A 19536-nucleotide genomic window follows, 5' to 3' on the forward strand; every position below is an offset into this window, starting at 1 on the left:
CGGCAAGTCGACGCGCCTTCAAAGCGGCATGCGGCTGAGACTGGGCGACTACGTCGTCTATGTCGATCTGCAGGCGCCAACCGCCCAGGCACCCGCAACCGGCCAGCCGGCCCCGGAACGCCTGCCGCCGGCATCCCGGGCGCCGGTAAGCATCGGCCGCGACGACTTCTTTTCCGCTACGGTCGAAGAAGAGCCGCGACGGCCACGCCCGGCGGATCTGCCGAACCCGTTCGAACAGCCGGTTCCGGGTGCGTTCGAGCGTGCCAGCTCCGGCCAGCGCAGCTCGCCTGCTTTCGATGACCCGTTCAGCCTCGATCCGGTTTCAACGCCTGTGTCGAAAAATGCCGCCCCTTACCGCGAACCGGGCGGTGCGGCGAACCAGGCGGACCCCTTCGGCCTCGACCCCGTGCCGTCTCCCAGCCGGGGAGCCGAACCCGCTCATGGAAAACCGTCCGATTTCAATGATGATTTTGGTTTCGGATCAGCCGCGGCGCCCGGTTCGGCAAACGGCACCGGCTCGGCCGGACAGCGCGTCGCCCAACGACCACAATCCGCCAATCCCTGGGATTTGCCCGCGCAAGCGGCTGACGTCCCGCCTCCAATGCGGACAGGTGCTGCTGCCAAACCTGCCCGCCTGCCGGCAGCGCCTCAACTGGAGGACATGGCGCTTCGCTCCGCATTCCTGCACGGCATGGGTGTCGAGGAAGCCGATTTCCCCGGGCGCGACAGCGTTGCGGAAATGGAGAAGTTTGGCCGCGAATACCGGCTGATGATGGAAGGCCTGATGCAGCTTCTGCGCAAGCGGGCCGAGGAAAAGGGAAACGCGCGCGTCGCCCAGACCATGGTCGGGGCTTCCGAAGTCAATCCGCTCAAGTTTCTGCCGACGGTCGACGACGCCATCGTCACGCTTCTCGCCGAGCGCAGCCCCGGATTTCTCGCCGGCGAAGCGGCAATCGCGGATGCGGTTCGCGATCTCGCTCAACACCACGTGCGCGCCTGGCGAGGCGTACAGGGCGCCTTGCGGCGGATGATCGACCGTTTTGACCCGGCAGCGATCGAGGAAGAGCTGAAATCGAATTCCGCGATCGGCACACTGCTTTCGGGCGGGCGCGGCGCCAAGCTGTGGGAGCTTTACCAGAAACGCCACCGTGAAATCGCCGAGAGCGCGGAAAAAAGCTTCCTGGGTGAAATCGGCGCTGATTTTCGGGATGCATATGAGGAGGAGTGAGACATGATCGATCGACGCGAATTCATCGTCGCCCTGGGCGCGACCGGGCTGCTTACGGCTTGCCAGAGCGGCCCACCGAAACCTTCGGTGATCACCATCAATGTGACTGGCGGGGCCGGCATGAACCCGGGACCAGGCGGCGGCGACCGGCCGGTGACGGTCCTGGTGATGCGGCTGCGCAGCACCGGCAAGTTCAACTCCGCCGACTATTTTGCCCTGCAGGGAGATGCCGGCTCGGCGCTGGCAGGCGATCTCATCGGATCCGACCAGATCGCCGTCGGGCCAGGAAAATCCGCGTCCAAGACCATCACCGTCGAGCCGGATGCGACGGCGCTGGGCTTGGTTGCACTGATCCGCGAGCCTACCGGCAGGAACTGGCGGACGACCAAGTCGGTGTCATCGGGATCAAAGTTCACAATCAACGTCACGCTTGGCAGCGGCGGCATTTCCGCCTAGCGGCCAGGGCAAGGGGAGCTCAATGCAGAGAGTAGCGGCATGAGCGATGCAAACAGGGTGTTGTGGTCCGAAGGTCTGTTTCTGCGGACCCAGCATTTCCAGCAGCAGGATCGTTTTTTCGAGGCGACGGTGCGCGGCGCGTTGCAGGCCGGGCAACTGCATACGTTCGGCTTTCAGCAGCTGACGCTGGATCAGGCATTGCTGGAGGCCGGCCAGATCTCGATCCTGTCGGCACGGGGCATCTTTCCCGACGGGACACCTTTCTCCATCCCAGACATGATGGACGCGCCGCGACCCCTGCTGGTCACCCCGGACACGGGCGCCGGGCCGGTTCTGGTCGCCTTGCCGCTGGAGCCTCCGGGCGGTGTCGGCTTCGATCCGGCACACGCCACCGCCTCGGGAGCACGCTATCACGGGCGGATCGTTTCGGTGCGTGACGCCGTCCAGGGCGGTTCAGACCCCGAGGAAATCGAGATCGCCCGTCCGCAGGCGCTGCTGCTTGCACCCGGCAAGTCGATCGGTGGCTACACGGCCCTGCCGATAGCCGACCTCAAGGGGGTGCGAGCCGATGGCGGCGTCTCCGTGGACGAGGCCTTCCTGCCGCCGACACTGATCACCGGCGCGGTGGCCTGGTATCGGCAATTGCTTCTGGAAGTTGTCACCGGCCTCGACCAGATCGCCGAGGCGCATGGCAAGATGGTCATGGGCGGGCCTGGGCGCAGCGTCGAAGATCTGCTGATGCTCAATCTCGCCAATGCGGCGCGTCCGCGGCTGGCCCATATGCTGGCGCAGGATGTCTTCCATCCGGCCGAGCTCTACCTGGAACTTGCCGGGCTCGCCGGTTCGATGGCGACCTACGGATCGAGCGCGCGCCGGCTGGGGGAGTTGCCCGTCTACGATCACATGGCGCCAGGCCCCGCCTATTCGGCGCTGGCGGATGCGCTGCGCTCGCTCATCCTCAGCCTGCGCTACATCGAGCCGAAATCGCGCGCGCTGCCTGTCATGCGGCATTCGACCAATGTCTGGAAAATCCGCATCGACAACCCGAAGCTATTGGTGGCCAGCCGGATCGTCATCCGGGTCGGTTCGGAGCTGTCGGAGGACGCGCTGCGCAAGATCTTCGTCAATCAGGCGACTGTCGGCTCGGCCGACCAGTTCGAGGGCCTGTGGAAATCGCGTTTGCCCGGCATTCCGCTGAAACCGCTCCATTCCCAGCCGCGCGAGATCCCCTACGATGGCGATCGGCTGTGCCTCGAGCTGGACCAGAAAAGCGAGCATTGGGCGTCGCTGCTCGATGCTCCCGGCTTCGTCATCGGCGTTTCGGGCGTGTTGCCGAGCGAGCCGCAGGTGGACTGCTATTCGGTGAACAGGTGAGATCATGAGCCGCGATGATCCGTTCGGACTGTCGGAGGATCGCGAACGCACTCGCATACGATTGACCGGCGCGCCGATGCCGCGACCCATGGCGCCACTGTTGCCGGGCGCGGTGGTGAAGCGGTCTCGCACGCATCCGAACGCGCTTGTCAACGCATTCGCCCCCTTGCTCGAGTTCGCTCCCGAGCTTGAAAGTGCGCTGCCGCCGGAGAATCCGGAAGCGTTGCGCACCCGGCTGCTCGAAGAACTGGTTCGGGCACGCGACATGGCAATGTCGACGGGGTCCTCGATGGAGAGGGCCGACCAGGCAGCCTGGGTGGTGGCGGCGTTGCTCGACGATCTGGCTCTGAACACGCCATGGGGCGGGGCCAGCGCCTGGCCGCGGCAGCCGCTTGTGGTCATGCTGCGCGGCGATGTCGATGCCGGCACGCAGTTCTTCACGCGTCTCGACGAACTGGAACGCCATCCCAACCGCGATCGCGAATTGCTGGAGCTGCAGTATGATTGCATGGCGCTCGGCTTCCGCGGCAAATATCGCGTGCCCGGGCGGTCAGGCGACCGCTCGCTGAACGCCGTTCGCGTGGCTGCGGCACGCTTCCTGCGCGATGCCGACGCCGAAGGCGCGCCACTGTCGCCAAACTGGAAGGGCGTGATCGCATCCGACGAGCCGCAGCGCTTCATCGTTCCGATCTGGGTCATGGCGCTCGGTGCCGCGGTTGTCGCCACTGCCATCCATATCGGGCTCTCGATGGGACTGAGCAGCCAGGCAGTCGAGCTTTCCGCACTTGTGCGCGCGCTGCCGCCGCCTGCACGCGGCGACATCAGCCGTACGTCGCCCAAGGTCGAGGCCCCGCCACCGGAGAAAGTGGATTTTGCGCTGTTGCCGGAATTTCAGGCCGGAGCGCCGGCCGACCTCGGATCCGCCCTTAGCGGCACCGAGAGCGTCTCGCTGGCCAAGCTGATCATCCAGGCCTCCAACCCCGAACTGTTCCAGTCGTCGCGGCCACAACTGACCGAAGGCTTCGAGCCCCTGATCGGTTCGATCGCCAAGGTGATCCTTGCCAATCAGGAGCTGATCGGGAACATCACGGTGATCGGTCATACGGACGGCGTTCCTCTGCAAAAGACCAATCCGCTGTCGACCAACCAGCGACTGTCCGAGGCTCGCGCCCAGACGATTGCCGACATGCTGGTCCAGAACGGAGTGCCACGGGACCGCGTCCATTCCGAGGGCCGCGCCGCCACCGATCCAGTGGCCAGCGACAGCACGCGCCAGGGGCGAGCCTTGAACCGCCGCGTCGAGGTGCTTGTCGAAAAGAGGCTGTGAGATGTTCATCCTGCGCTTCTTCTGGGCGGTTCTGACATCGCGCTGGCTGTGGACGCTAGTCGGCATCACGCTGCTTTCCCTGGTTATCTGGGTGTTCGGTCCGATCGTCAGGGTCGGTCCCTACGAACCGTTCGCCTCTGAAAATGTGCGCATCGTCATCATCGCGCTGCTGGTCATCTTCTGGCTGATCTGGCTGATCGTCGCCCAGCGCCGGGCGATCCGCGCCAACCGCATGTTCGTCGCGGAGATTGCGGCGCCTGCGGTGGAAAAGCCGCTGAGCCCCGGCGAAGAAAACGTCGCTGCCGTGGGTGCCAAATTCGGCGAGGTGATGGCCGAACTGAAGCGCCGCAAGCTGGGCGGACGCAAGTTTCTGCGCGAGATGCCCTGGTATGTGATCGTCGGGCCGCCGGCCACCGGCAAGACCACGGCCTTGCGGCAGTCCGGACTGAATTTTCCGATCGACCTCACGGACGACCTGCAGGGGGTCGGCGGCACGCGCAACTGCGACTGGTTCTTTTCCGAGAACGCGGTTCTGATCGACACCGCCGGCCGCTATGTCCAGCAGGAGAGCCAGCCCGATGTCGACGCGGCGGAATGGCTGGGCTTCCTCGACCTTTTGAAGAAGCATCGCGGCCGCCGCGCGCTCAACGGCGTGATCGTCGCGCTGTCGATCGACGTGCTTTCGGAGGGCGACGAGGCCATCAAGGCGCACGGCCGCAAGATCCGCCGCCGGTTGGCCGAGCTCAACGACCGGCTCGAAATCCGCCTTCCGGTCTACCTGATGCTGACCAAGGCCGATCTGATCAAGGGTTTCGAGGCCTTCTTCGGCGGCTTGTCCACCGCCTCGCGCGAGCAGGTATGGGGAACGACCTTCGCGCTGGATGCGCGCGTGGATGCCAAGACCATCGAAAGAGAAATTTCGACGCTGGCGACAGAACTCGAGCGGCGGCTGGTGCCACGCCTGGAGGATGAGGAAAAACTCGCCGCCCGTGCAGAGATCTTCCGGTTTCCTGCCCAACTCGCAAGCCTGTCCGAACCGATCCAGGTGCTGGTCGAGGCGATATTCGGCGAAAGCCGGTATGAAGAGGCTGCATGGCTGCGCGGCCTCTATCTTACATCGGCGACCCAGGAAGGCGCCCCCATCGACCGGCTGACCGCGGCGCTGTCGTCGTCCTTCGGTCTTCCGCCACGGCGGGCCCTGCCCGCACCAAGGGTCGAGAAACGCAGCTTCTTCCTGAAGAACCTGCTCACCGAAATCATCTTCAAGGAAGCAGGCCTCGGTACATTCGACCCGCTGGCGCAACGCCGCCGGGCCTGGATCTGGCGCGGTGCTGCGGCTGCCTGTGCGGCAGCAGGCTTGTTGGCCAGTGCCGTGTTTGCCTGGTCCTACTACGACAACCGCAATGCGATCTCGGCCCAGGCAAGCCAGTTCGAAGCGCTGCAGACACCGCTGACCTCCGTTGCCGCAAATCCGGCATCGGTGCAGCAGCCCGCCATCGACAGCGCGCTCGAAGCGATGGACGCGGTCGCAAATGCCCGGACAGCACCGCCGGGCGCTGCCCAGGATCTGCTGGGGCCATCGGCCTCGGCGGAACTGGTGCGGGCTCAGACCGACACCTACGATCACGCCCTGCGCAACGTGCTCGAGCCGCGCATGGTGGCCCTTCTCGAGGCCACCATGTGGCGGCAGATCCGCGATCCGGATTTCATGCTCGGCGCCCTCAAGACCTATCGCATGATGACGGGCCTGTCGCAGATGGATCCCGACTTCGCCCAGAACTGGTGGGTGAACAGCCTGCCCGAATTCGCGGCCGCGGCACCATTTCCAACCGCCGATGCCGAAGAACATCAGCTTGCCGCCATCCGCCGGATGACGGTCGACGAAAGCTATATCGAGCCTGACCAAGCCCTGGTTGCCGAAGCGCTGAAAACGGTGTGCACGATTTCGTTGCCGGCGCGCGCCTACAAGCAGTTGCTGGCCGATCCGGAGGTGGCCGGTCTCAAGGAGTGGATCCCGGCCAATTTTGCCGGCCCCAACGGGGGCAAGGTGTTTGCGCGGCGTTCCGACAAGACGCTTCGGGTCGGCATTTCCGGAGCATTCACCTATTCCGGCTTCCACGACGCCATTCTCGACCGCATCGACGATGTCGCCGCCCAGGCAGCGCTCGATCGTGCGGTTTTCGCCGGCGGCTGCTCGGAAAATTCCGAAACCTCGGTCTCGGCGCTGTCCGAGGATATTTTGAAGCTCTACTATGACGACTACATCGCGCAATGGGACAGCTTCCTGCGCGACATGCGGCTCGCGCCATTGACCGATCTCAATGTCGCCAGCGAAAATCTGAAGGATCTCTCAAGTGCCGATTCAGCCCTGAAGCGGCTGCTTACGGCGGTCGTCCAGGAGACCGAACTGACGCGCTCCGACGAGGCGCCCGCCGACGACAAGGCGGCTGCCAAGGGCGCCTCCAAACTGCTCGGCAAGCTTGGCAAGCTCGGCAAGCTGGCGACAAGCGGTGCGAAACTGCTTCCCCGCGCCGGGTCGGCCAGCGAGGTGGACCTGACCGGCAATCTGGTGGCCGAACATTTCAAACCGCTCAAGAGCACCATTGCCGAGGTCGACGGCCAGCCGCCGGCATTGGATGCCGCCGTTGTCGCGCTGACCGCGCTTTCGAACGTCCTGCAGACGGTCACCGCGAACCCCAATCCGCAGGATGCCATCAAGAAGCAGGGTGGCCTTGCCGAACTGACGGGTGCGGTGGCCAGGCAGGCACAGATCCTGCCCGACCCGATCAACAACTGGCTGGGCGGGATTGCCGGCGACACCAGCAATTTGACTCAGAAGGCGGTCACTTCGGAGCTCAACGCCATCTGGCGGGCCGACATACTGCCTTTCTGCCAGGCTGCGCTGAACGACCGCTATCCATTCAGGGCCGACAGCGCGGTGGACGTCAATGTGCGTGATTTCGCCAGGCTGTTCGGACCGGCCGGGCTGATCGACGGTTTCATCAATGACCACCTGATCAACTATGTCGACACGACCAGCCAGCCATGGAAATGGCGCGCCGATTTCGGCCTCGATGCTTCGGCGCTGGCGGCGTTCGAGCAGGCCAGGCATATCCGCGACGATCTGTTTCCCGGTGGTACGGGACCGGTGATGAGCTTCACGCTCGAACCAAAAGATCTGTCTCCGAACGTCACGCGCGTGACGCTCAATCTCGATGGCCAGACCCTCGTCTATTTCAACAACGCGACACGGCCGCAACCGATGACCTGGCCCGGCAAGGACGGCACGGGAGTCATCTCGCTCGCCTTCCAGCCCATCGACGGTTCGCCCGAGATCATGCTTAACGAGACCGGCAGCTGGGCGTGGCTGAGGATGCTGCGCAACGGCCGTTTCGCCGGCACGTCACTGTCCGATGTCTACAGCCTGCGCCTGGGAACGAAGGGAATGTGGGCCGATTTCGAGCTCAAGGCCGCCAGTGTCGAGAACCCCTACAACCTCCAGATGTTCAAGAAATTCTCATGTCCGCCGCAGATATGACCTTGCCCGGCTTTTACGGCAAAATGCCCGCCACCGGCGATTTCGTGACGCGGCGGCTGAGGGGCGACTTCGTTCGCGGCTGGGACCGCTGGCTGGCGCAGCATCTCGTCCCGCTGTTCGGCTCGGAATTTTGGCCAAGCACAACCGCGCTGCGCTTCCTGGCTGGCCCGGCTTGCTTCGGCGCATCGGCGGGCATCATTGTGCAAAGCGCCGACCGGATCGGCAGGCAATTCCCCTTGAGCATCGTCGCCCAGCTTTCTGAAGCTTCCGTTGGGCTAGCTGATGCCGAGGCATGGTTTTCCAGTATCGAAGAGGCGGCCATCGCAGCCCAGAACGGCGAATTGACGCCCGACGAACTGGATGCCGCGCTCGCCGGACTGCCGGTGCCGCTTGTCGAGCCAGGCGAAGAGGTCATCAGCGATATGGTGATGTGGACGGCCCGTTCGGACATTTTCGACATCGATCCGCAATCGCCGCAAATGACGCTGGAACAAGTTCTCACTGCAAGTTGGGAGGCCCGGTCGATGCAGGGGCAAATCTGATGTTCGTCAGCCAGAACACGACACCGTTTCTCGCCGAGACTTTTCCTTATCAGGACAAGCATTGCGTGAAGTTTTGTGTTGCCGTGATCCGGGCGACGTACGACGTCGATGAACACGGCAACTGCACGCCCAGCAAGAAGCAGTCGCCTTTCGTCTACGCCGACACCCATTATGGCGATCCGGAAATCACCTCCATTCGCGTCGAGACCGACTTTGCCCCTGTCAAACCGAAATGCGAGGTTCTGCTCGACGCCATGGCGGTCGCTCCGAAAGGGAGGCAGGCGGAAGCGATCGAAGTGCGCCTGGTTGGGCCGGGATTGGACAAGCGCGCGGTGGTCACCGGCCAAAGACGCTGGTTCAGAGGTGGGCTCGGCATCCAGGCATCACGGCCGCACCCCTTCATCTCAATGCCGCTGGCATGGCACCTCGCATTCGGCGGCACCGACCGAACCGATCCTGATCCAACCAAGCATCGCGGTGACGCCGTCAACCCGATCGGAAGCGGTTACCTTGTCGGCCAGGGCAACATTGACGGCACACCGCTGCCCTGTGTCGAGCATCCGCAATCGCGCATGGCTATCTGGAACGACCGGCCCAACCCGGTCGGCTTTGGTCCAGTGCCCCGCTTTGCCAAGGAACGGGCGCGCTATGCCGGCACCTATGACAAGCATTGGATGGAAAACGTCTTGCCGTTGTTGCCGCAGGATTTCGACGACTGCTACTTCCAGGCAGCCCCCCCGGATCAGTGGCTCGACAAGCTTTCCGAAGGCATGATCTTCGGCTGCTTGGGCATGAACGAGAGCGGCAAGTTCAAGGTGAAGCTACCGGCGATGTCGGTTCCGGTGCGGTTCATGTTCGACGACAGGACCGAGCACAAGCTGGTGGCGCCAGATACCCTGACCATCCTGCCGCACGAGGCGAGGATCGTTCTGGTCGGACGGGTAAGCACGAAGCTGCCCCGGAAATTTGTGAAACTGCAACAGGTCCAGGTGGGGAAGGAGCCGGAGCCGATCAGTGGCAAGCCGCACTACGCCGGGTTGAAGGAGGCTGTGGCGGCGTTGGCCGGAATGCGCAGAAAGAAATGACCGCTATTTCCTGCATCAGCCTCGTCTGCCCTGTCGGCTACACGCCGGCAAGTGCTGCTGCCGCCATGCGGGCGAGCATCTCGGTATTCGAGGAGTTGTCGTATCGGGGCAGCGGCGGTCAGCCGCTTCGCGGAGCCAGGGTTGAGGCTGTTCGGCGTGAGACGCGTGGCCGGAGCCGTCTTGCGGCACTGGCTCGACTGGCCGTCGACCATATCGATGCGAATGCCGCCGCCCTGCTCCCTTGGGGCGAGATGCCGTTTCTCCTGTGCACACGCGACGCCGATATGCCCGGCGCGCGCATCAACGGCATCCTGGCCGGACTGACGGCGCCAAACGGTGCGCCGCTGGCTGGCGAGCGCTCCTTGCATATCACGCATGGGCAAATCTCGGCTTTCGTCGCGATCGAACAGGCGCGCAAGCTGCTGAATGAGCGCAAGGTGGAAGCCTGCCTCATCATGGCGATCGACAGCCTGATCGATGCGCGCTCACTCAGCTGGCTGGACAGCCAAATGCGACTGAAGACGAGCGAAGTGACGGATGGCCTCATCCCCGGTGAGGCGGCCTGCATTCTGGTCATCAGCAAACGTCCGATCGTTGCCGGTTCTTTGCGGTTGCGAGGGCTGGGCCTGGCCATCGAAAAGGCAACAGCCAGCAACGAGGAACCGTTCCGGGCCGATGGCCTCAGCGCGGCATTGAAAGCCGCACTTGGCGAGGCAGGCGTGCAGATGCACGAAATTGCGTTCCGCCTCAGCGACGTCGGAGGCGAATCTTACGCATTCGAGGAGCTCGTGCTGGCGCAGATGCGAAACATGCGCAAGACGCGTCCAGGACAGCCTGTATGGCATGCCGCCGACTGCATAGGCGATTGTGGAGCGGCGGCTGGCCCGCTTCAATTTGCCTGGGCGGAGCAAGCATTCAAGCGCGGCTATGCTCCCGGCGAATTCGCGGCGCTGCACGGCAGTTCGATGGCGTTCGGCGGCCGAGCCGCCGCCGTGGTTTCGGCGTAACGGAGCGACGATGACGAAAAACGTCTTTGCCGGAAAGTGGGAGATCGCCGCCGAGAACGGGATGAACAAGTCGATCGCGCGGTTTCCGGACGTATGCATGTCACCACCATCGCCGCCAGCGGGGCCGATCCCGATTCCTTATCCCGATACGTCGTTCTCGAACAATCTGAAGAGCGGCTCTTCCACGGTGAAGATCGGCGGCAAGGGCGCGGCGCTGGCGCAGGAGTCGTATTACCAGGAGTCTGTGCTAGGCGACGAGGCGGCGACGCGCACCTTCGGCGCGAATGTCGTCACACATCAGATCACCGGCAAGACCTACTTCCAGGCCTGGTGCATGGACGTGAAGTTCGAGGGCAAGAACGTTTGCCGGCACTTCGACATCACCACCAGCAACCACGCCTCGGGCGGAACGACGACGGCGCCGCTTACATCGCTTGAGATGATGGCCATCACTGTATTTCAGCAGAAGCTTGATTCGGGTATTTGTCCTTGTTGCGACGAAGCAGCCCACGAATGGCAAAAAGACCCTAAGGGGGGAATGTTCAAACTCGTTACTGAAGACCGGTTCTTGAGCAAGAGAGTGGGCGCAATTCCCGATTCCAGTTCCATGAAAGGGGCGTTGGTGAATGCCGCCAACGACCTGCTGGCAAAGAAGGCTGCCGCCAGGGCCGCAGCCAAAGCCAACCCGGCGGCTGCCTGCAACAACGTCCATCCCGAGCGAACCGACCCCTGCGCCCTGTATTGCGATATCCCCGCGGGCACCAGATATCCGCCGGCGACCCCGGGCGGCAAGGGCAAGACACCAGCACAGAAGTGCTCCGAAAATTTCAGGGAAGCCAAGCGCAAGCAAACGATGCGATACTGGGAGGGAAAGTTGAACGCCGGGAAGCCGCCCGACCAGCATGTCAAATTTGGCAAGAAAGAAAAAATCAACCACAAAACCCCGAAATTTGGTGGGGGATGCAGCAGCCCTAAAAACACTGTTCCGGAGAGCGCGATGGGTGGGCCAGAGTGCACCGATATCGAGACCGCTCAGACCACCTTCGAGACCGAAATGAGTAGAGTGGAGCAGTCCCTTGGCCTCACTTGAGTCTAAAGCCATGAATCTTAGCGACCTGGCTCTCGGGTTCCATTTGCCGGACGTCGACCTCGGCAGTCTCGATTATCGCGAGTTGATCCACAGCAAGTCCGACTGGAGCGTCGTCGCGGGGATCATACTGGCCTGCCGGGAAGGCAACTTCGAATTCCTCAAGGACGTACATAAAGTCATGCAGAGGAACGACGGTTACCTCCTCTGGAGTGCGTGCATCAACATCGTTGGATACGCCGGCACCTGGGAGTCCGTTGTCAATCTTTCCCAACATCTGAGCGCCAATGGCGGTGAAGCGGAGAACGCCCACTTCATTGCAGTCTTGTTTGGCACGTCCTGTGACTTGCGAGCGGTGGACAAACTGCTCCACATCTACATGACTACAAAGGAACTCGACACGCTGAACCAGATCCGTGCGGACCTTTCTTCGCTGCTTGAACCCACGAACGGAGAAGTGTTCGACGGGATCGATGATGACGGCGATGGCGATGACATGCCCTCCAGGGATGGGAGGGAGCGCTACTCGCAGGTGGTTCGCAAACGTCGCGATGCCGTTCTTGCAACACTGCCCGATTCCCGCCCGCCTGTGTTCGAGGGGCAGATTTATAGCGTCATTGCCACAGCACGAAGGCTGCTTGAGCAGATCGAGGCGGAACCAGAATACGGGGAGCGCTTCTTTCGTGGAAAGATGATTTTCGAGGCAGCGACTGGCACTGATTGCTCCGGTTTTTTTGACGAACTCGGCCGATTAAGGCGCATCCAGGCAAGCGCTGTTCTCGAAGGCTTCTTCGATCGTGAAGATCTGAACAAGTATCAGGTTGGGCAACGTTACTTTTTCAATTACCCGATCCCAAGCTAGGCACTGCACTTTCCTTGCGGTGTCCTACGTCTGCAGTCGCGTTCGCAGATCCCACATTCATGATCGTGTGGTGGCGGTCTGCGCCAGCCACGTCTTCACCTTATCCGGCAATGCGAGCCGTACCACGTCATCCTCGAAGTGCTTCGCGAAGGCCGATCCCAGTTCCATCGGATCGACGGTGAACAACTTCGTCTCTTCCCTGGCTTCGGGATAAAGCTCCAAAAACGCCGTGCAGGCCGCTACCGCCACATGGGGCTCGCGCATACGCTCGATGAGCCAGGCCAGAACGGACCTATCGCCCAGCATACCGATACCACGCACCGCAAGCGGCGCCGTCGGTAATGTCCTCATCAGCCCGCCCATCCACGCGCGGATGTCCTTGTGCGGCCCGGCTTTGACCAGCGCACGCATCGCAACCATGGCGTGGGGTCCGGCGGCGGTTGCGATTTTCCTGAGTTCCTGGCGCGTAAGATCGCCGGACCCCAGTTCGACGAGTGCCCATGAGGCCCATAGGCGGACGCGTTCATCCCCGTGTTCCAGCGCAGATTGGACATCCCGCCCCAGATCGAAACGTCGAAGTTGACCTGCGAGACGCAAGGCGGCAGCCCGCACCCTTGAATCGTTGTCTTTGACCAGCCGGGCCAAAGTCGCGCCCGGGTCGACATTGTGCACAATGCATGACGAGACGCCGAGGAAGCGGGTGAAGGCATCCTGGCTACCGATCCACTCGCGCACAAAAGGCCCGATCGCCGCCGGCTTGTGCCACGCAAGCGCGCCGACCAAGCCTTTGGCATCATCGGCCGTCAGGCTCCCGAACTCGACCGCTTGTGCCACCTTCCCGCCATCAGCCAGTTCCAGTGCCATCCAAGCGAAGGCGAACAGCTCGCCTTTCTCCGGAAAATTCTCGTGCTGCGCGATCAGAAATGGCCATGTAGCAGTGCCCGCGATGCGCAGGCCGTCGAGGTTTGTCTCCAGCCGCTCGTCGATCTGGGCGATGACCTTGGCGTCGGGCGGATCCTCGGCGGACCAGCTGTCACGCTGCGCCCACAGGAAGGCGACGAGTTCCGCATGTTGGCGCACGACCTCCGTCGCGATGCGAACCGGGCGTTCCCCTTCTGCCTTCGACGACGTTCGCATCAGTTCAGGTTGATCGAGCCGCCGCGAATGCGTTGCGCACCACTGGCATGACTGGTGATGTGAGCGCCACGAATGGTGATGCGGCCGTCTGCCTCCATCAGGATCGTCGCCTTGCCGCATCGCAATTCCAGGCGATCCTCGGCGGTGATCTGCACACGCTGTTCATCCCGGATCACGTGTGGAGTCGCTTTGGGGCGGTTGGGCTCGACGATCCGGCCGACAATCAGAGGCCGGCGCGGGTCACCTTCCTGAAACAGCAAGGCCACCTCGCAGCCGATCATGTCCGACGACAACTCGCACAGGCTGCGCGCTGGCAACGCCGTCTTCTCCGGATTGCCGGGAAAAACGACCAACGGGGACTCCTCCCCGAATCCCAGGAAGGCGCCGATCACCACGCCGTCGATCTTGTCCCTGACCTTGCTCATCGTCGCCCTCAATTCTCGTTGATCTTCGAGCCTTTGATGATCACATCGCTCGACGCCTTGATATTGATCGTGCCCGAGCCCTTCACGGTAATATCCTTGCCCTCGATGATGATCGTGCCGTCTTTCTTCATCACGATCTGCGCGCTTCCGGACTTCAGCGTGATGGACTCCTTAGCGTCGAGCGTGAAGTTCTTGCCAACGTCGATGACTCCGCTTTCGCCGACGTCGATCTTGCTGCCTTTGGCGATCTTGAGCATGTGCCCGCCGCCGACGTCAGTGCTGTCGTTGGATTTGATGTTGGCTATGCGTGAGGCGCCTACATCGGTCGCCTGCGACGCGGCGATGGCGACGGTCTGCCCGGCGCCTATGCTGATGCTCTGATCGGCGCCGATGGTCCAGGTGTCGCTCGTCCCTATGCTGTGCGTCTGGCTGATGCCCACGCTCACCGAGCGCGTCGCCCCGATGGTGTTGGTCTGCATCGCTCCAACGGTCCTCGTCTCCGCGGCACCGACGGTGTCGATGCGAGCCGCGCCAACGGTGACTGTCTGAACCAGGCCCACGGTCTGCGAATGATTGGCGTCGATATTCTCCGTCGAGTTCGACACGACATGAATCGTCTCGTTGGCCATGACCGTCAGCGACCGGTTCTTGCCCACCGTCTCGGTGTCGTTGCTGCCGATATTGGTGGTCTGGTCGACGCCGACTTTGACCGTCTTGTTGTTGCCGACGTCCTCGTCGAGGTTGTGGCCGACGGAATGCTTGGCGTCGTGGTCGATGCGGTCCGACTGATCGTGCTGCACCAGCTTGGTTCGGTCATGCTTGATCAGAAGGTTGTGATCCTTCTGCGCCTGGAAATTGACCAGTTCGGAGCCGGCCTTGTCCTCGAACATCAGTTCGTTGTAGCCGCCGCCGCCGAGCGAGGAGTTCGACTTCCAGCCGGATTGCGTGGCATTCGCCGGCAGCCCATAGGGCGGCATCTGCGAGGCATTGTAGACCCGGCCGGTGATGATCGGCAGATCAGGGTCGCCTTCAATGAAGTCGACGATCACCTCCTGGCCAATGCGCGGTATCTGGATAAAGCCCCAGCCGCTGCCGGCCCAGGTCTGCGAGACCCGCACGAAACAGGAGCTGTTCTCGTCCTTCTTGCCCAGGCGATCCCAGTGGAACTGCACCTTCACCCGGGCGTATTTGTCGGTGAATATCTCCTGGCCCGACGGGCCGACAACCGTTGCCGTCTGGGGCCCACGCATGATCGGCCGGGGCGTGATGCGCGGCGGACGATAGGGCAAGGCGGTCGGCGCTACGCCGAGGATCACCTTGAAGTTCTCGCTGTCGACGTCGGCATGGCTTCTGTATCCCGGATCGAACAGCCTGTATTCGGCACTGACCACCAGATACTCCTGGTTCTGGTCCTCGCGCGGAAAGCCATCCAGCTTGAACGTGCAGCCCGAAGAAAGGCCGCGGACAGTGCCGACCGCGGCGATGCGCTGGTGGACGGCCTGGATTTCCTCGCGCCGGATCGCAGCGAGGTTGTCGCCCCGGCCGACTTCGAGATGCGCGCCGGGCTGGCGATAGTTTTCGCCGGCGGCCAGTTTGTGACTGAACGGCTGGGCCGACTTGGCCATAAGGTCGGCGCCCGGCTTCTTGAAATCATAATCGGTGTGGGCATAGGCGCCCGGGCGCACCGAACTGCCCGGTATCCATTCGGTGATGTACTCGACATCGCGCCGGGAGCCCTGCCCTTCAAAATGATAGGGCACTTTCTCGTAGCCCGGCGCTGGCTTCAGCTTGCTCATCGCATCGGTCAGGACAAGCGTGTGTTTGCCCTCGTCATGCTCGAAAAAATACAGGATGCCTTCATGCTCGAGCAGTCGCTGGACGAAATCCAGGTCGGTCTCGTCATACTGCACGCAGTATTCGCGCGGAGGGTAGGATCCCTGCAGACGCAGATCGAATTCCGCCGTGCTGTATTTCTTGAAGACGTCCTTGACGATGTCGACGACGCTCTTGTTCTGGAAAATACGGCAATCGGTGGTGTTGCCGAGGAACCAGAGCCATGGCCTGACGACTGCTTCGTAGTAGGCCAGCCGGTCTTCGATGCGGGTCAGCCGAAACTCGGACACGAGGCCGCTGAACCACCGTTTCGGATCGGATTCACCTTCGACCGAAACGACACCCCCCAGCATCTTCAGCGGATCGATATCGGGGCTGGGGCTGACGAACCCTACCGTATAGGCCAAACAACGGCTGATCTCATCGCGCCCGACAAGATGCGTGAAGGTCAACAGCTCGGCGCCAACAGGTGTCTGCACAACCGTGGCACGTTCGTTCGGCATGGGTCGTGCCCCTCCTGGACGCGGCCGCCAGCGTGGTGGATTTAAAGTTCCCGCTCTATTAACAAGATCACGCTCAGAAACTTTTCGATCCGCCGCACAAGGCCATGTTGAGTCTACCACATGTTGTCCAGCAGACCAAAGGGACGGGGGGCGACTGAACCCTGCCCTGTCAATGCATCGGCTCGAAACGCTACTGTCCTGTTGTGCGCGCAAACTGCTAGTATGTGGAGTATCGGTCAGCGTTCGACGGCGATCCTGGATGTACATCAGTCTGCAAATCAACAGTATCGACTCCTTGCCCGCTGATATCCCGACCGGCTACGCGGCGCGTGATCGCGGCTTCGAAATCGGACGCGAGGCTTGTGACTGGACCTTGCCGGACCCGGACAAGTTCATCTCCGGTCGGCACTGCGAGGTCCGATACGAGGCAGGCGCGTTCTGGTTGCACGATGTCTCGCGTAACGGAACCTACATCAACGGATCGAGCCAGCGTATGACCGGCCCGCATCGGCTGAGCCATGGCGACCGGATGCTGATCGGCCGCTATGTCATCTTCGTATCGATCGACGACGAGCGCGTCACGACAGGTCATCCCAGCCACAGTTCGACACAACGAGAAATGCCGGCCGCGACAGGCCGGCCGCTGGAATTCGCCGCCGAGCCGTTCTTCACTCCACCGGAGCAACAGTCCGGGCAGCGGGTTCCGGCTCCGGCGTTCTCGTCGCAAGCGCCACTGCCCTCGACGAGAGACGAAGTCCTGCGGGAAATCGCGATCGCGGCCGGCATCTCGCCGGAATTGCTTCAATCGCGCGATCCGCATGAAGTTGCCGCCGAAATCGGCACGGTCCTGCGGACAGTGGTCGAGGAGCTGGCCATGCTTTTGAAAGCGCGCGCGGCCGCGAAAATGCTGGCCAAGAGCACACAACGAACGATGATCAGCACCGCCGACAACAATCCCCTGAAGTTCGTCCCGGGAACCGACGACATCCTCGAAATCATGTTCGCCCGCCGCAGGGTCGGCTATCTTGATGCCAGGCGCAGCATCGAAGATGCATTCCGCGATCTCAAGACGCACGAATTCGCCACCTATGCCGCCATGCAGGCTGCGCTATCGCGGCTGCTTGATGACCTGTCGCCCGAGGCGATCGGAAGGAAACTCCCCCCTACGTCGTTCTCGTCGAAGAAAAGCCAGGCCTGGGACGCTTTTGTCGCGACCTGGCGAACCATGGAGGAGGCCCATGAGAACGGCATGCTGGACATATTCCTGGCCTATTTCAGCGAAGCCTATGCCAAGGCCGACAAGCAAAAATAGACCGGCCCAAAGGGGATGCGAGGCTGAAGTCGACGAAGAAAACCTCTTCGGTGCGCGGCATCCGGTTCCAATAGAGAGTTTCTGAGATTACGATCACATACGACACTTCGCTAAGCGGGTAAGGCTGATCGACCTGGGGGTCTGCGGCAAATGTCATCTTTCGGCGGGATAGTAAGATATAGCCGACCTTTCGCCGGACACTGCCAGGGTCGGCAGGGGTTGCATTTTCTTCACCTGACGAGAAACCGTTTTGCGCCTGTGTCGCCCAGTCGCGGGCATACAGCCTGCTCGGACGATCGGCCATGAGTTCGAAAGACGATCCTTTCGGCCCGGCAGGCAAGACCGTCATTCGCGCCCCTCCACGGCGTGAGCGAAAACTGGCGCCAGTCCCTCAGGAGCCCGTCGCGGATGGCGGGCAAGCCTCGCAGATCAAGGATTCGACAGTGTTCGATCCCGGCGTCGGCCGGCATACACCGCCGGGCTGGACATCCGGGACCGTGATTTATCAAGGAGCTCCTTCCGGAGCGGCAGGAGGCGTCGCTTCCGCGGCGGCGCCGGCTCTACGGCAGGAGACCCTGCTCAACGTCACGGACAGTGTCAGATATTCCGCAACAAACCCGATCCTTGCCGCGGCCGCACCGTTGCTGATGCTGTTCGGCCAACTCAGGCTTATCGCCATCGAGAGACAAGCCGGGCCGTTGGCCGAACACGTCACCGCGGCGATTGATAGATTCAACAGGACACTGGAGAAATCAGGTGTTGCCGAAGAGGATGCGCGGATTGCGAAATTCGTCCTCTGCGAAACCGCCGACGATCTCATCGGCAACCTGCCTTGGCCACAGAAAGACGCTTGGGCGCAGCACAGCATGCTGTCGCAGTTCTTTCACCTCGAGCCCAGCGGCACAGGCTTCTTCGAAGCGCTGAACAAGATCCTGGCCAGTCCCGAGGCACACTACGATCTGCTCGAACTGATGCATGTCTGCCTGTCGCTGGGGTTCGAGGGCCAGTACCGGGGCCTGACGCGCGAAGACAGCAATCTCGAACGTGTTCGGCGCGACGTTTACGAAACGCTTCGCTACTTCAGGGCACGCGCAGACGCCGACATCTCGCCCCGCTGGCAGGGCTTGGCGTCGACCATGACGCAATCGTCGACACGCGTGCCGCTCTGGGTCGTCGCGGCAGCTGCGTCGGCGCTGCTGACTGCTGCATTCTTCGCGCTGCGGGTCTTCATCACCAATGAAGGCGATGCCGCCGCCGGTGAATTGCTGGCTCTCACCCCATCGACGCCGATCGCCATCGAACGGGCCAGCGTGGCACCGTTGGCGGAGCCGGCGAAAGTCGTCCCACCCGCCGCCACAACCACGCAGATCGATCGCATTCGTTTGGCACTGGCCAAGGACGTCGAAGGCGGCGGGCTGACCATCGGCACGAAAGGCGATTTCATCGTGGTCGAAATCAACAATCTCCTGCTGTTCCAGTCCGGCAGGGCCGAGGCGAAGCCGGAGTTCCAGCCAATTGCCGCCGATATCGCCGCAGCCCTGGAACCCGAGCGCGGACCGATCAGGATCGTCGGCCATACGGACAATGTGAAGCCGCGAAAATCGAGCCCGTTCAAGTCCAACTTCGATCTTTCCGTGGCCAGGGCGAAGGCTGTCGAAACAATGATGGCACCAAAGTTCAGCGATCCTTCGCGACTAACGGTCGACGGCAAGGGCGAGGACGAGCCAATCGCCGACAATGCGACGCCGGAAGGCCGCGCCAAGAACCGCCGTGTCGATGTGATGATCGCCAAGGAGGAGACATTGTGAGCACGGCCGGTT

The 19536-nt window shown here is 62.4% G+C and carries 15 protein-coding genes; 12 read left to right on the plus strand and 3 right to left on the minus strand.

Translation table 11 applies throughout. The features are described 5' to 3' along the window. From tagH (EN993_RS15715) to EN993_RS15760, 10 genes are all read left to right on the plus strand, one after another. Nucleotides 1-1228: type VI secretion system-associated FHA domain protein TagH (gene tagH, locus EN993_RS15715; RefSeq protein WP_127264043.1), on the plus strand; the 1228-nt coding region annotated here is incomplete at its 5' end. 3 nt (nucleotides 1229-1231) lie between these two features. After that, nucleotides 1232-1684 (plus strand): type VI secretion system lipoprotein TssJ, encoded by a 453-nt coding sequence (tssJ, locus tag EN993_RS15720; RefSeq protein WP_127264045.1) that lies wholly within the window; start codon nucleotides 1232-1234, stop codon nucleotides 1682-1684. A gap of 39 nt (nucleotides 1685-1723) precedes the next feature. After that, nucleotides 1724-3058 (plus strand): type VI secretion system baseplate subunit TssK, encoded by a 1335-nt coding sequence (tssK, locus tag EN993_RS15725; protein ID WP_127264047.1) that lies wholly within the window; start codon nucleotides 1724-1726, stop codon nucleotides 3056-3058. Between the two features lie 4 nt (nucleotides 3059-3062). Then, nucleotides 3063-4385 (plus strand): type IVB secretion system protein IcmH/DotU, encoded by a 1323-nt coding sequence (gene icmH / locus EN993_RS15730; protein WP_127264049.1) that lies wholly within the window; start codon nucleotides 3063-3065, stop codon nucleotides 4383-4385. A gap of 1 nt (nucleotide 4386) precedes the next feature. Then, on the plus strand, nucleotides 4387-7923 hold the full coding sequence (gene tssM, locus EN993_RS15735) for a type VI secretion system membrane subunit TssM (protein WP_127264051.1): 3537 nt from the start codon (nucleotides 4387-4389) through the stop codon (nucleotides 7921-7923). Beyond that, complete coding sequence (gene tagF, locus EN993_RS15740; RefSeq protein WP_109661609.1) at nucleotides 7920-8465, plus strand: type VI secretion system-associated protein TagF; 546 nt, start codon at nucleotides 7920-7922, stop codon at nucleotides 8463-8465. Before tssM ends, tagF begins: the two co-directional genes overlap by 4 nt. Next, nucleotides 8465-9550: a DUF2169 domain-containing protein gene (locus EN993_RS15745; RefSeq protein ID WP_109661608.1), complete on the plus strand. Its 1086-nt coding sequence runs from the start codon at nucleotides 8465-8467 to the stop codon at nucleotides 9548-9550. The genes tagF and EN993_RS15745 overlap by 1 nt, the downstream gene beginning before the upstream one ends. Beyond that, nucleotides 9547-10557 (plus strand): hypothetical protein, encoded by a 1011-nt coding sequence (locus EN993_RS15750; RefSeq protein ID WP_109661607.1) that lies wholly within the window; start codon nucleotides 9547-9549, stop codon nucleotides 10555-10557. The genes EN993_RS15745 and EN993_RS15750 overlap by 4 nt, the downstream gene beginning before the upstream one ends. Before the next feature lie 10 nt (nucleotides 10558-10567). Continuing rightward, nucleotides 10568-11647, plus strand: coding sequence for a PAAR-like domain-containing protein (locus EN993_RS15755; protein ID WP_109661606.1), 1080 nt, complete (start codon nucleotides 10568-10570; stop codon nucleotides 11645-11647). Then, nucleotides 11634-12506 carry a hypothetical protein gene (locus tag EN993_RS15760; RefSeq protein ID WP_109661605.1) on the plus strand — a complete coding sequence of 291 codons (873 nt, stop codon included), beginning with the start codon at nucleotides 11634-11636 and terminating at the stop codon, nucleotides 12504-12506. The genes EN993_RS15755 and EN993_RS15760 overlap by 14 nt, the downstream gene beginning before the upstream one ends. Nucleotides 12507-12563: 57 nt before the next feature. On the opposite strand, the gene EN993_RS15765 is transcribed toward EN993_RS15760, so the two are convergent. From EN993_RS15765 to tssI, 3 genes are read right to left on the minus strand one after another with little or no spacing between them, the layout of a single operon-like run. After that, a complete protein-coding gene (locus tag EN993_RS15765) occupies nucleotides 12564-13643 on the minus strand; it encodes a HEAT repeat domain-containing protein (protein ID WP_109661604.1) in 1080 nt (359 codons plus the stop codon). Then, nucleotides 13643-14068, minus strand: coding sequence for a DUF6484 domain-containing protein (locus tag EN993_RS15770; protein WP_109661603.1), 426 nt, complete (start codon nucleotides 14066-14068; stop codon nucleotides 13643-13645). Before EN993_RS15770 ends, EN993_RS15765 begins: the two co-directional genes overlap by 1 nt. Nucleotides 14069-14076: 8 nt before the next feature. Beyond that, nucleotides 14077-16404 (minus strand): type VI secretion system tip protein TssI/VgrG, encoded by a 2328-nt coding sequence (gene tssI / locus EN993_RS15775; RefSeq protein WP_109661602.1) that lies wholly within the window; start codon nucleotides 16402-16404, stop codon nucleotides 14077-14079. On the opposite strand from tssI, the gene tagH (EN993_RS15780) reads away from it, so the two are divergent. Continuing rightward, nucleotides 16385-17716: a type VI secretion system-associated FHA domain protein TagH gene (gene tagH / locus EN993_RS15780; protein ID WP_348629877.1), complete on the plus strand. Its 1332-nt coding sequence runs from the start codon at nucleotides 16385-16387 to the stop codon at nucleotides 17714-17716. The genes tssI and tagH (EN993_RS15780) overlap by 20 nt on opposite strands. Nucleotides 17717-18018: 302 nt before the next feature. Beyond that, on the plus strand, nucleotides 18019-19524 hold the full coding sequence (gene tssL / locus EN993_RS15785; protein WP_127264053.1) for a type VI secretion system protein TssL, long form: 1506 nt from the start codon (nucleotides 18019-18021) through the stop codon (nucleotides 19522-19524). Nucleotides 19525-19536: the final 12 nt, after the last annotated feature.

The organism is Mesorhizobium sp. M7D.F.Ca.US.004.01.2.1, assembly GCF_003997785.1.
Lineage (GTDB): Bacteria > Pseudomonadota > Alphaproteobacteria > Rhizobiales > Rhizobiaceae > Mesorhizobium > Mesorhizobium loti.

Coding starts and splice junctions, on each gene's coding strand:
- tssJ (WP_127264045.1), top strand. CDS start 1,232: ATGATCGATCGACGCGAATTCATCGTCGCCCTGGGCGCGACCGGGCTG.
- tssK (WP_127264047.1), top strand. CDS start 1,724: ATGAGCGATGCAAACAGGGTGTTGTGGTCCGAAGGTCTGTTTCTGCGG.
- icmH (WP_127264049.1), top strand. CDS start 3,063: ATGAGCCGCGATGATCCGTTCGGACTGTCGGAGGATCGCGAACGCACT.
- tssM (WP_127264051.1), top strand. CDS start 4,387: ATGTTCATCCTGCGCTTCTTCTGGGCGGTTCTGACATCGCGCTGGCTG.
- tagF (WP_109661609.1), top strand. CDS start 7,920: ATGACCTTGCCCGGCTTTTACGGCAAAATGCCCGCCACCGGCGATTTC.
- EN993_RS15745 (WP_109661608.1), top strand. CDS start 8,465: ATGTTCGTCAGCCAGAACACGACACCGTTTCTCGCCGAGACTTTTCCT.
- EN993_RS15750 (WP_109661607.1), top strand. CDS start 9,547: ATGACCGCTATTTCCTGCATCAGCCTCGTCTGCCCTGTCGGCTACACG.
- EN993_RS15755 (WP_109661606.1), top strand. CDS start 10,568: ATGACGAAAAACGTCTTTGCCGGAAAGTGGGAGATCGCCGCCGAGAAC.
- EN993_RS15765 (WP_109661604.1), bottom strand. CDS start 13,643: ATGCGAACGTCGTCGAAGGCAGAAGGGGAACGCCCGGTTCGCATCGCG.
- EN993_RS15770 (WP_109661603.1), bottom strand. CDS start 14,068: ATGAGCAAGGTCAGGGACAAGATCGACGGCGTGGTGATCGGCGCCTTC.
- tssI (WP_109661602.1), bottom strand. CDS start 16,404: ATGCCGAACGAACGTGCCACGGTTGTGCAGACACCTGTTGGCGCCGAG.
- tssL (WP_127264053.1), top strand. CDS start 18,019: ATGAGTTCGAAAGACGATCCTTTCGGCCCGGCAGGCAAGACCGTCATT.